Source organism: Pseudomonas sp. GNP014 (assembly GCF_054344005.1).
Genome location: NZ_JBTGUS010000001.1, coordinates 4791543 through 4803722 on the forward strand (window position 1 = coordinate 4791543; position 12180 = coordinate 4803722).

At 60.9% G+C, this 12180-nt stretch carries 12 protein-coding genes; all 12 read right to left on the bottom strand.

Annotated elements, in window-relative coordinates; translation table 11 throughout:
- Positions 1-2 precede the first annotated feature (2 nt).
- A complete protein-coding gene (locus tag ACXX9E_RS21605; protein WP_186748162.1) occupies positions 3-824 on the bottom strand; it encodes an ABC transporter substrate-binding protein in 822 nt (273 codons plus the stop codon).
- Complete coding sequence (locus ACXX9E_RS21610; RefSeq protein WP_458556153.1) at positions 821-2827, bottom strand: class I tRNA ligase family protein; 2007 nt, start codon at positions 2825-2827, stop codon at positions 821-823. The genes ACXX9E_RS21605 and ACXX9E_RS21610 overlap by 4 nt, the downstream gene beginning before the upstream one ends.
- A 12-nt stretch (positions 2828-2839) precedes the next feature.
- Positions 2840-3910 (bottom strand): NAD(P)/FAD-dependent oxidoreductase, encoded by a 1071-nt coding sequence (locus ACXX9E_RS21615; protein ID WP_458556154.1) that lies wholly within the window; start codon positions 3908-3910, stop codon positions 2840-2842.
- Entirely contained in the window at positions 3894-5213 is a 1320-nt protein-coding gene (locus ACXX9E_RS21620) for a lysine N(6)-hydroxylase/L-ornithine N(5)-oxygenase family protein (protein WP_128616186.1), read from the bottom strand. The genes ACXX9E_RS21615 and ACXX9E_RS21620 overlap by 17 nt, the downstream gene beginning before the upstream one ends.
- A gap of 108 nt (positions 5214-5321) precedes the next feature.
- Complete coding sequence (locus ACXX9E_RS21625; protein ID WP_458556155.1) at positions 5322-6335, bottom strand: hypothetical protein; 1014 nt, start codon at positions 6333-6335, stop codon at positions 5322-5324.
- Positions 6332-7057, bottom strand: coding sequence for an SDR family oxidoreductase (locus ACXX9E_RS21630; protein ID WP_123462906.1), 726 nt, complete (start codon positions 7055-7057; stop codon positions 6332-6334). The genes ACXX9E_RS21625 and ACXX9E_RS21630 overlap by 4 nt, the downstream gene beginning before the upstream one ends.
- A gap of 28 nt (positions 7058-7085) precedes the next feature.
- Positions 7086-7781: an SDR family oxidoreductase gene (locus ACXX9E_RS21635; protein WP_259741288.1), complete on the bottom strand. Its 696-nt coding sequence runs from the start codon at positions 7779-7781 to the stop codon at positions 7086-7088.
- A 2-nt stretch (positions 7782-7783) separates the two neighbouring features.
- Positions 7784-8518 (bottom strand): HAD family hydrolase, encoded by a 735-nt coding sequence (locus ACXX9E_RS21640; RefSeq protein ID WP_123462901.1) that lies wholly within the window; start codon positions 8516-8518, stop codon positions 7784-7786.
- 15 nt (positions 8519-8533) lie between these two features.
- On the bottom strand, positions 8534-9556 hold the full coding sequence (locus ACXX9E_RS21645; RefSeq protein WP_447808589.1) for a hydroxymethylglutaryl-CoA lyase-like TIM-barrel protein: 1023 nt from the start codon (positions 9554-9556) through the stop codon (positions 8534-8536).
- Positions 9553-9933, bottom strand: a complete 381-nt coding sequence (locus tag ACXX9E_RS21650) for an L-rhamnose mutarotase (protein WP_128616192.1) — start codon at positions 9931-9933, stop codon at positions 9553-9555. The genes ACXX9E_RS21645 and ACXX9E_RS21650 overlap by 4 nt, the downstream gene beginning before the upstream one ends.
- Positions 9934-9947: 14 nt before the next feature.
- Positions 9948-10859 (bottom strand): dihydrodipicolinate synthase family protein, encoded by a 912-nt coding sequence (locus ACXX9E_RS21655; protein WP_458556156.1) that lies wholly within the window; start codon positions 10857-10859, stop codon positions 9948-9950.
- Positions 10860-11502: 643 nt separating this feature from the next.
- Positions 11503-12099, bottom strand: coding sequence for a TetR/AcrR family transcriptional regulator (locus ACXX9E_RS21660; protein ID WP_222832701.1), 597 nt, complete (start codon positions 12097-12099; stop codon positions 11503-11505).
- Positions 12100-12180 lie beyond the last annotated feature (81 nt).

A 12180-nucleotide genomic window follows, 5' to 3' on the forward strand; every position in this document is an offset into this window, starting at 1 on the left:
GATTACGTCCTTGTATCGTTTTCGCAGAGTGCGGGGTATTGACGCCGGACCAGCGTGTAGTCGGCGGGTCGGTATTGTCGGTGAACAAAATCGGCGTGCCTGTCCAGGTACGCGGCCACTGGCTCGCCACGTGAAAAGGCAGCCGCGACAAGCTCCAGCGCCAGGCCCACGCACTGGCCAAAATCCGGGGTGGCATGCGGGCACAAGGTGCTCGCCCCGGTGCCGGCAAGCAGTGCGTCGAACTCGTCGACCACGCAATCGTCGGGCACCAGGTAAAGCGCTCCCGGCCGTGCACGTCGACGGATCTCGCCTGCGACCGCGACATGCGAGCCCATCAACGCGCAGATGGCCACCTCTGCTGTGGCGGGCGTCGAGTGCGGGCGTAACGCCGCCGCCAGACGTTCGCCGTAGGCCGAACCGTCGCTCCAGATGTCGGCGATGCGCAGAGAATGGCGCATCAGATAATCGCGCATGACGATCACCTGGCGCGCCTCGCTGGCGCACAGGCGGAATGCCCCCACGCTCTGGCACAGATCAGCGGCAGTGGCTGCCGGCAGCAGCAATGGAACCCCGGCGGCGCGGTAAAGCGCCCCCGCCGCCCGGGCACATTCGCTGTTGAAATGGCCGATGACCACCTCGGCACCGGCGGCCAACAGACGATGCGCCGCATCGACCGCAGCAACCGGATCGGCCGCATCGTCCGCCCACACCAATGGCAGCGCACTACCCTGCGCCGCCCGGCGCAACCACTCGCCGTAGGCCGCACGCGGCCCGGTGAGCGGGCCGACGATACCGACCGGCCGTGGTGCAATGACGCGGCTCATCCAGTCTGGCCCGGCATCAGTCGCGCCAAGGCTTCTGCCGACAATCGCGGCAGTTCAAGCCGTAGATGCAGCGCCGGCGCATGGCCTGCGGCGAAGAATGCACTCGCCTGTTGTGGATCGCACTCGCGCTCGGCCAGATTGAGCAGGTCAGTCAATTGCTCGCTGAGGCCCGGCATCAACGGATGGGTGGCATAGGCCAGCCAACGTGCGGTCAGCGCCTGCAATGCCAACGACGTGCGGGCATGGTTGGACAGCGGTTGCCCGGGTGCACTCAGCAGATAATCCTGCGCGGCACTGAAACGCGAGACCCGGTCGATGACCTGCGCGACCTGCTCGGCCATCCGCAGTGGCGAAAAGGTCGACGTCGAGGCTGCTTGCCGGTAGCCCTCGATCCATTGGCGCAGCTCGTCATGGTAGTTTTTCTGGTCACTCAGCCAGGCACCAGGCTCGGGGATCTTGCCGCCGTGCTCGGCCAGGCGTGCTTGCAGACGCTGCATCCAGGCACTCAGTTTTTCCGGGAACAACTCATTGATCCGGGCGCAGATCCGGGTCACGGTGAAATTGCTGCGCATGCCTTCAGGACGGGTAAGCATCAAGGCCATGCGCGCGTAGTCGCTGCCGGTTTCGGCGAGAAAATCCTTGCCCCAGATGAGGTGGCGACGGCTGGTGGAAAATTTGCTTCCGTCGAGGTCCAGCAGTTCGTTGACCACATGGTGGCGCGGTGGCGTCAGGCCCAGCGCCAGATAGACCGCCGGGAACAACAGCGTGTGGTAGTAAGCGTTGTCGAAGCCATAGCAGTGAACGATGTCCATGCTGCCCGAATAGCAATGGGCCGCTCTGGCGAAGCGATCGGCACCGGCGACCGGCAGATCACTGGCTCCCCAAAGATACCCGAAGGCCATTTCGAACCAGACGTACATCACCTGATCCTGCATCGACGGCAAGCGGTGGCGAATGCCCCAGTCACTGCGATGGCTGATGCAGATATCCGGCAGCCCCTGGGTCAACATGGTGTGACAGAGCTGATAGACGTGCGCCGGCATGTTCGCTGTCTGCACGTACTTGGACAGATCGTCAGCAAAGGCACTCAGGCGGAAAAACAAGCGTGTCTCAATGCGCAACTGTGGCTGGCGACCGTCGCGTTTGACCCGTGGCTGGGTCAGGTCGGTGCATTGGTTCGGCTGGCCGCAGGCTTCGCAGGCATTACCGTCGCTGCTTTCGCCACAGTGCGGGCAGCCGCCGTTGAGAAAGGCTTCGTGCAGCGCATTGCCCTGGTCATCGACGAACACCGGGGTGTCCTTGGCGTAAATCAGGCCCTGATCGTGCAGGCGCTGCAAGTAATGATGCGCAAAGTCAGCGTATTCGCCTTGGTTGTCCGGTGTGATGAACAGGTCCATGTCGATGCCAAAGCCCTGCCAGGTCTCGCGAATCGCCTGGGCATAATGGTCGGCGCAGGCCTTGGGCGAGGTGTTTTCCTTGGCTGCGCACGTCAGCACGTACGTCTGATTGTCGTCACGGCCACTGCCATAAAAGACCTTGGCGTCGCTGTTGCTCAGCACGCGCTTGAGCACATCGCCGGCGATGTAGGGCCCCGACAGGTGGCCCAGATGCAAATCCCCGTTGGGCGTGGGCGGCGTGGAAAAAATCAGGGTGTCCACAGGTGGCTCCGCTTCGCTCGGTTGCAACTGTCCCGCGTCCCAATACAGCGAGTGAAAGTGCAGCGGCTGGCGATCACTCAGGTTGCGGATGGTGTGCGACTCGAATCGCGCGCAATGCACCGCATCGCCGGCGTTGACCTCAAGGGTTTCCTGCGCGGTCCGGACCAGACCGTGCCCTTCGGTGAAGATGAACAGTTCATCTTCGAAATGGTTGTGCGGCTGGCTTTCCTGGCCCGGGGCCAATGTGCAGCCCATCAGATTGAGCGCGGTTCCCGGCAACTCGACGACGCGCGAATCAACGTTGTAGAAACGCTTGGCCGGGGAAAACATATTGATCTTTTTCATTGTGCTGTCTCTCTATCCCTGAGTAATGGCGTCGGCCAGTTGCATGGCGACGTAAGGGGCCATCTTGAAACCACCGCCACTGAAGCCGGAGGCCACCAGTACGCCGCCTGGCAGGCCGGGTTGCTCGCCAATCAATCCGATCGGTTGTTCGCTGTAGCAGTCGCTGTGACATAACGCGCCGGCCACCGACGCCGTCTGCAACCAGGGGAACCGGGATTGGCCCAGCTCGCGGGTCAATTGCGCGTGACGCTGGTCCAGCGCCGCATAGCCCTGACTGGCCGGCACTCGCTGCCCGGTGGGGTAACCGACATAGAAGCCCCCGGTCAGCGGGCACCAGCGCCCGTTGAGCTGGTGGGTGTCGTCGATGAAACAGGGCGCCGTCGGCAGCGCGGCCGCGCCCTTGAAGCGGGTGACCTGGATGTGCTGGTTCCAGAGGCCGAACGAATGACCGAACTGGCGGATGAGAAACTCGCTGGTGCCATTGCCCATCGCGACGATGACCCGGGTCGCGTCGTAATTGCCATTGGAGGTCAGTACACCGACAGCCCGCCGGCTCGCAGCGTCGACGCGGATCGCCTGAACCTGCACCGCATCGTGGTACACGCCGCCCTGCTCGATGGCCGAGCGCACCAGATAGTGCAGCGTTGGCCTGGCTTCCATATAGCCAGACCGGGGTTCGAACAAGGCCTGCCCGGCGGCGATCGGCAAGTCCGGATAACGCTTTGCCAGGGCCGCAGCATCGAGCAGTTGCGCTTCAATGTCTTCCTGCTCGAGCCAGCCTTGCATTTGCGCCAGGGCATGCGGCTCGGCGAAGTGCAGATAACCGGTCTGCGCAAAGGGCACCTGGCCTTGGGAGTCCTGTGCCAGACGCCGGTAAAAGTGGTAACCCTGCGCTGCAGCACGGGTCGCCTGCAACGAGGCGTGCGCCACCCGCACGATGCAACCGGACGCCCCTGTCACGCCGCTGCCCAGTTGCCTGTCATCAAGCAACAGACAGCGCTGGCCGGCCTGGCTCAGGACCTGGAAGCACGTCGCCCCGATGATGCCGGCACCGACGATGATCACATCAAATGGCTTGCTCATAGTGCCTCCGCTTCAGCGCGACTTTGAGGTCGTCAACGATCTCTCCGGCCCGAATGGCCATGTTGGAAATCAGCGTGGCGCTCAGCCCATGGGAATCCTCGGCAACGCCGGTGGAGTACAGCAGCGGCGCGGCGTCGCCCTGAAAGGCCAGGCGGTAATGACGCGAAACGCGGGTCATGCCCTCATCGCGGATCAACCGGGCCGCCAGTGCCGGGCTCAACACGCTGGCAATGCTACGTGGCCGAAACCCCGTGGCGCACACCAGGTAATCGCAAGCGAGGGTCTGCACCTCGTTACTCATCTGCCGGGCAAACGTCACCTGCACCTGCGTGTCCTGGACCTGCGCCGACTGCAGCCGGCTCATGCGTTCGAGCACCAGGCGCTGCTGGCCGCTGACCTCATCGTCATACCAGTTGCGGTAGAGCTTTTCGATCAGCGCCATGTCCACCGCGGAGTAATTGGTGGATGCGTGCGTGCGCAGAATATGTTTGCGTACATGCGGCGCGGCCGCATGGAAATCATCGACCACGTCGGCATTGAAGATTTCGTTGACGAACGGGCTGTCATCGGCCGGCGTATAACCGTAGCGCGCCATGATCGCCGTCACGCGCATTGCCGGATGCGTCTCCAGCAGATATTCCACCGCTTCAGCCGCGCTCTGCCCTCCGCCCACCACAACGCAGTGGCCGTCGGGTTTCAGCGGTGTGTCTTGCAGGTGCGCCAGCAAGTGATGAACGTGGGTGATGCGCTCACCGGCCTGAACGTTACCCGGCAACTGTGGCTCAAGGCCCAGCGAATGCACCAGCGAACGCGCGAGTAGCGAAGTCGTGGTGTCGCCGACCTGCATCTCGACCCTGAACAACGGTGAACCGTCGCCGTCCACACCACCTTCACTGATATTGACCACTCGGTGGCCGTAGAACACCTGATCGCTGAACTCTGCCGCGCACCAGCTCAGGTAATCGTGGAACTCCAGGCGCCCCGGAAAGAAGTCTTTTTTATTCGAGAACGCAGCGATACGCCCCTTGGTGTGCAAGTAATTGACGAAGGTGAAATGGCTGCGCGGATTGCGAAAACTGGCAAGATCCTTGAGAAAGGACACCTGCATGGTCGCGTTCTTGAACAGCATGCCCTTGTGCCAACCGAAGCCGGGCGCACTGTCGACGAAAGCGACCTCCAGTTCAGGGGCCATTTCCAGCAAGGCAATGGCGAGTGAAATGTTCGAGGGGCCGAAACCGATGCCCACCACGTCATGGATTTTTTGCTTGCAAGGGCTTCTGGTCAAATCGGTTGCAAAACTCATGTGAACTCCCTTTCTACAGAATTTCAGGCTGAGCGAGGCCGCAGGAAGGTCATCGCACGACGACAGCCCCTGGGCGTTTTTTATAGGTATTGCCGGTTCGGCTAAGCGTTACTCGAACTCAAAGGCACCCTGGCGGTTGAGCGCCTGAAGCCTGGCGATGTCTTCGTCGAGCGCGGCGGCGTCAGGATTGCGTAAAAACACCGTACAGCCGTAAGTGGTGCCGTCGGTGGTCATCGCCACGTCCTGCCCCAGCACCGGCTCGGCGAAGTAGTGACTGAAACTCGCCAGCGCACGGACTTCGTGATCGAAGCGCAGGGCCTTGATGCGCCCTGGGCGGGTAATCAGAAACGAGTAATCCGCCACCGCCGCTGCCGGCGACTGAGTTGCCTGCCGATGCCCCGGCCATTGTTGCCACACCTCCTCCTGGCTGGGCCAGCCACCCAGACGGCACAGCTCTGGCAAGGGGGTGCTCGCCAGGCGTGGCGACAGCTTGACCAGGCGCGGGCCGGCGGGTGTGATCAGCACTTCGGCGTGCAACGGCCCGTGCACCAGACCCAATTGACTGGCCAGCGTTGCCAGGCGCGGTACCAGCTCGACGGGTAATGCCGCCAGGCTCAGGCTGGTGACGGCGGTGAGGTGCCGTCGCCCGTCCAGGTCCTGGGTGTGGCAGCGCCAGACATCACTGACCTCGAACCGGCCAGCGTCGAACACACCGTTGATGAATACCGGGTAACCCTGTTCGTGCACATGAATCTGGAACGGCCCCGGCGACTCGCGCAACAGTGCAGCCGCCTCGCTGGCACTGATGCCCTCGCCCCACACCAGCACCGCCGAGCCCCGCGAGCACGGCGACACTGCCGGGCGCACCACCCAGCCGCGCCCGTCGTCGGCCGGCAACTGATTGAGTGAAGCCAGTTGCCGTCCATCGAACGCCAGATCCGGGGCCAGGCTGCTGACCGCCAGATGCTGCACGCATTTATCGTAGAACGCCGCCGGGTGGCAGTGCGCTGCAAAAAAGCCGGCGGCGATGTTGGCTGGCATCGTCTGCTGCAGTTGCGCGTCATCGACGGCCAGGCGATAACCCGTCGCTGCCTGCCTGCGCGCTGGGGCCATGCGCATCATTGCAGGCTCTCTCGGGTCGGGCCGCGGAAATGCACCGCGTCGATGTGACAGCTGCGCGGCTGGGTCAGCACGAAGCGCATGGTTTCCCAGATCGAACGGCCGTTGAGCAACTTGCCGCGAGGGTCGACCGTTTCATCCAGCCCGGTCACTTCAAAATCCGGCGGATAGAACCCGGTAACGCGGATCTGCTCGCTGGCCAGATGATGCGCCATGTTCTGGCAAAAACCGCTCAGGCCATGCTTGGCGGCAAAGAACGCCGGGTGGGCGATGGACTGGGTGAATTGCGGGACGCCACAGACCGACACCATTGCCATGATGTCAGCTGCATCCGAGCGCCGCAGGCTCGGTAACAGCGCCCGGGTCAGGGTGATCGAGCCGGTCAGGCCGGAGTTGATGGTCGAGGTGATTTCTTCGTCGCTGTCAGCCTCGCCCAGCATCCCTTCGAGCCACTGCGCCGCACTGAGCACAAGGATGTCGATCGGACGCTCGTCTGCCTGCAGGCTCTGGGCGAAGGCGCGTACCGATGCCGCGTCGGCGATATCACACTGGTAGGCGCGGGCAGAACCGCCCTCGCCCTGAATGATCTCGCACGTTGCCTGGGCGCTGGCCAATTGGCGCGCACACAGATCGACATGAGCACCTTCACGCGCCAGCCAGACCGACACGGCCTGGCCGAAATCGCGACCGCCACCGGTTACAACAACCCGTTTTTTGTTCAGCATGATCTACGTACCTGTAAGAAGCCGGCCGTCAGAGGCCTGGATGCGGAACCGTGCAGCTGCCGGAAATGTTCTTCCGATACAGATGCTCGACGATGTAATCGGCCGCATGTTCTGCCCAGTTTTCTGGCGAGATGTATTGCTCGTGTTCATCCGGCAGACACATGGACAGCATCTGGGTGTTCACCCCATTGCCCGGATCGAGGGCAACGGCGCCCACCCCTTCGGGCATGTCGGCGATGAGCGAGCCGATCAGCCCTTCAACCGCGAATTTGCTGGCACAGTACGGGCCCAGGCCCCAGGAGGCCGAGCGTCCCCAGCCCGAACTGATGGCGATAAACAGACCCTGCCGGCGGTCGAGCATCGCAGGCAGGAACGCGTGCAGGGTATTCACCACGCCGAGCACGTTGACGTCCATTACGCGCTGCCAGTCTTCCACGGCGATTTCCCATGCCGGCTTGCGCTCGGTGATCACGCCGGCGTTGCAGACAACGATGTCCACCGGGCCTTCGCGACCGACCGCGTGGGCGAACTGCTGCATCTCGCCTGGCTCGGTGACCGACGCGTTGAACAGCACCGGATTGCCCTGTGCGCCGGTTGTTGCGTCAACGGCCAACTGGCATCCGTAGACCTGATGCCCGCGCGAAGCCAGCGCATGACTCAGGGCTTTGCCCAATCCTCGACTGACGCCAGTGATGGCGATCCTTAACGGTTTGCGGGTGTTCATATTCAATAATCCTCCTTGACTGTCTGACAGGCTGCACCGAAATGCACAACCGGGTTGTCCGGCCGCAGATCAGGCACCTCAACCGCCCAATGACCCGCAGGCCATCGGGCACTCAGGGTAGAACGGTCAACCAGGGCATGACCGCTGACAAAGATGAAAGGCACTTTGCAGGCGATGGCGGCCTCGGCATCAGCGATCGCGTCGCCGAGAAACACTGCCTGCGCTGCCGCGCAATCATGCTGTTCGAGCAAGGCGTTGATCGCGGCTATCTTGGCGGTCGGCGAACCGATAATGCGCGCCATGTAGCGATCAATCCCACTGACACCCAACGCCTCGGTAATTTCCTCTTCCTTGCCGCCGCTCACTACGAAACAGGTCACGCCCTGCTCTTGCAGCAACGCCAATAACTGCGGTGCTCCGGCGACCACCGCAGAACAGCGGTAATGGCTGCGCAAGTAGTCTTCATAACGTGCAATGCTCGCGGCCACGAAGTCTCTGGCGGCCGGCCCGCGAGGGGCGATCAGGCGCTCGAACGCCTCGAAGTGCCAGTGTCGCGCACGCCCGAAGTTGAGCCTGAAGCTTTCCTTGCAGCGGTCGCGCAGCGCCTGCGGATAATGCGCCAGCGCATGATCGACAGCCGCCAGCTTCACGCCATTGGAGTCGAGCAATACGCCGTCGCAATCGAAGAACACCAGCTTCTTGCCCGCCATCACATCGCCAAGCTTGAACGTGGTCATAAGCCTGTCCTGTGCTCACGTGTATTGGTTGAGAATGTTCAGATCGAATTTGTGCGAGCCGACATGCCCGGCAATCCTGCCGATGATGTCGTTGCGTTCGAGGCACGTCAGTGGCGCGCCTTCGAACAGTTTCTGCGCATAAGTCGGATGAACATTGTGGCGCGCCTGGCAGCGATAGGTCGGTGAATACCCCCAGTTCGCCACCGCTCGCAACGGCTCGATATGCTCGGCCAGAAAACGCTCGCAGGCGTCCATTGCGTGCGCTTCAGACTTGAGCAGTGCCAGGGTCTCGGTAGGCGCGTTCCCTGCACCCCGGCCCAAACCGGCGAAGGTGCCGTCGGCAAACCTGGCCCCTGCCCCGAGCGCTGCGTGCGTGTTCGCCACGGCCAGCCCGTAGTTGTCATGGGCGTGAAAGCCCAGTGGCAAAGCCGTCATCTCTGCCGCCTGCCGGAACAAGCGGTGAACCTGATCCGGCAACAGGCGCCCGAAACTGTCGGCAAAATACAGCGCGGCAAGCGGCTCGCCGTCGAGACGGCGCAGGATCCGCGCCAGCTCATCCGCCGGCAACTCACCGATCTGCATCAGATTGAGCATCACTTCCAGTCCATGCCCGGCCAGCGCCTGCGCCAGCGCCAGACTCGCTTGCACCTCATTGCTCTTGGCGGCGATGCGCAAAATATCAATGCGGAACGGTGTGCGCCGAACGGCCGCCACTATCAGCCGGGCAGCCGCCTGTGGCGATTGTCCGACGATTTGCCCGGCGTCGATCATCACCGTCACTTTCATCGCGCCGGGGTTGATCAGTTCGCGTTGCTGCGCCGTCAGAGACTCGGGCAACGCCTTGTAAGAACCGGTATATGAGGTAGTGGCACCCGGATCGAGGTTCAGGTAACCCAGTTCGACGATGTCCACGCCGGTGGCCAGGCAAGTACCGAAGTACTGCCGGGCCATGGCATCGGAAAACCGCCAGTCGGTCTGGAACCCGCCGTCACGGAAGGTGCAATCCATTAACGCGAATGACTGTCTCCGATCGGTCATTTTTGGTTGCCTGCCGTATCGACGGTCCAGTCGTAGACCTGCTCCAGACGCCACCAGTTGAGTTCGGTGTCGTTACCGGCAATACGCTTCAACAGCGGATTCTGTTCGCCGTGCATCTGGTCATCCCATGCCTGCACCGCCGGGTGGAAAGACAAGGCATGGCTGAAGTCACGCAGCGGGTCGAATTGCTCGTGGGCTTCAACCTGCATGAACAATGTGTTCGGCGGCAACAGGTAAATCGACATGCGTTGCAGACCAATTTCGCGAAGTACACCGTGGTCGCCGGCAATTTGCTCCGGCACTTGACGATGCAACTTCTTATACAACTCAACGGCTTCTTTACTGGTCAACTGAATGGAAAAACCAAAACGCTTCATGAGTAACTTCCTTATTACTGGGTGACGAATTCAAGTAATTGGTCATAAACCTTTTCGACTTCGCGAAGGGTTTCCGGGTCCATGCTGAAATCCACTGGTGGGCGGATCAATGTGTTACTCATCAATCGACGACGTTTGAGCAGGTGCTTCGACAACTGCAAGTAACAGTCGATACTGGCCATCATATGGCACATCAAATAGGACAGCGGGTAGCCGATGGCTCTGGCGAGTTTGTCATCGCCAACTTTCAATGCGTTCCACAGCGCCACGGTGATCTCGGCGATTTCCGTGGCCGGAATCACGCCCGCCAGCCCGCGTTGATAGGTGTCGACGAGCATCATGCCGCCGTCGCCTTCGAAAATACGTGCCTGACCCGCAGTCGCGTCACGCAGCAGCGACACTTTCGGGGCGGTTGGTGCAGACTCCGGCTTGAACTGCACTTTTTGCGGGCCGAAGGTCTCGAGCAAGCGCGCCTGAACCGCGATCGACATCGGCCGTTTGGCCAGCGACTTGGCATGATGCACCAGCACCGGAATGCGCACGCTTTCGATCACATTGGCGAAATACACATACATCTGTTCGTCATCGAGCGCCCACATTGACGGGTGCATGACCAGCAGTGCATCACAACCAGCCTGCTCGGCCTGGCGCGAATATTCCACGGCCTGGGCGATACTTTCACCCCCCGTGCTCATGATTGCCAGGCCCTTATCACCGGTTTGTTCAGCGATCAATTCTGCGAGTTTGAAACGCTCGCCGGCCGTCAGGCGCGAGACCTCGGAAATCTGCCCGATGACCACGCCGTCGCACCCCGTGTGCAAGATGTGTTCGATTTGCAGACGCAGGGCCGAAGTGTCCAGAGAAAGGTCAATGTTGTAGGGAAGAATGGCGACCGGTAGGACACCTTGGATGGGAGCTTTCGTCATGCCTGATATTCCTTATCAAAGTTCGACGCAAAAGACTAAGAGAGCAACTAAATTGTCCTGCCACCTTTAACAACGAGGCTATCGACCAAATATTTACTGCAACAAAACGCTCGATTAACGAAGCGGCTAGTTTAACTATTCGGTACAAAATCGAGCATTAAAGCCCGCGGCATCGACATCGTGATTTCCACACTTTTCATACAACTTAGTGAACTTCGAAGTCGCGGCGAAGTTAATGGCGAGCAGGATTATTGTCCAATCTGTAGTTATTTCAAATTATTACATTACGCAGAAGCACAAAATCTCATTTTCGCTAAAAAACAAATATTTCTTTTTATTTCCAATATGTAACTAAATTTGTTTCCGCACTCGCCCAATAATGTTCGCGCGCGCTCATACTTCGCCCGCCGAATAAACTCCAGAACTTTCGTTAAAACAATCACCCCTCGGGGTGCAGCAGCGCAATTGCTCTATCGACTCACCCACAGTCGTACTCGGCAGTGACGGCCGTCAGGCAAATGAGCGAAGGGTTTGGCGAAGGGCCGACAGACTTGTCAGCCTGATGACGGAGGTCAGGGAAGTGTTTTCTCTCTCGAGTGACCTTGCGTCACATCGAGAGGATCGGTTCTGGCAGTACCGCCCGTTAGCGGTCGGGATCGACACGAACCCCTTGCAACATCAACTCCAGTGTCTGCAGTGACTGGGTCAGGCGTTCGGTCCCCTCTTCGGCCCTCGCAATCCACAGCGAAGCCTCGGTCAGCGCACCGTAAACCAGGCGTGCCAACGCCTCCGCGTCCAACTCGCGCACCACGCCCTTGAGTTGCAAGCGTCGCAGAATGTCGCGCATCGAAGCGATGCAATGCTGTTGCTCTTCCACCGACACCGCCCCAAGCACGGCGGGCGCTTCCTGTAAGACGATGCGCTGAATATCTTTTTCCTGGGCCATTTGCAGAAACGCCCGGCAGCGTCCCCAAAAACCTTCCCATTGATCGGGCGCGGCATCGGAAATCGCCGAGAGGCGCGCCTCCATCTCGGCGTCGATCTGCTCCACCACCGCCGCCAGCAAGCCTTTTTTGTCACCGAAGTGGTGATAAAGCGCCCCCCGCGTCAGTCCGGCTCCAGCCGTGAAATCGTCCATCGACGCCTGGGCGTAACCCAGCCGCGTAAAGGCCTCGCGGCCGGCCGCAAGCAACCTGGCACGGGTATCTTCGATCATTTCGGCACGGTTTCGACGAACCATCAGGCACTCCTCAAATCATTTGACATACGTCGCGTACGTCAATAAATTCCCTCACATACGCAGCGTATGCATTTTCAGCGC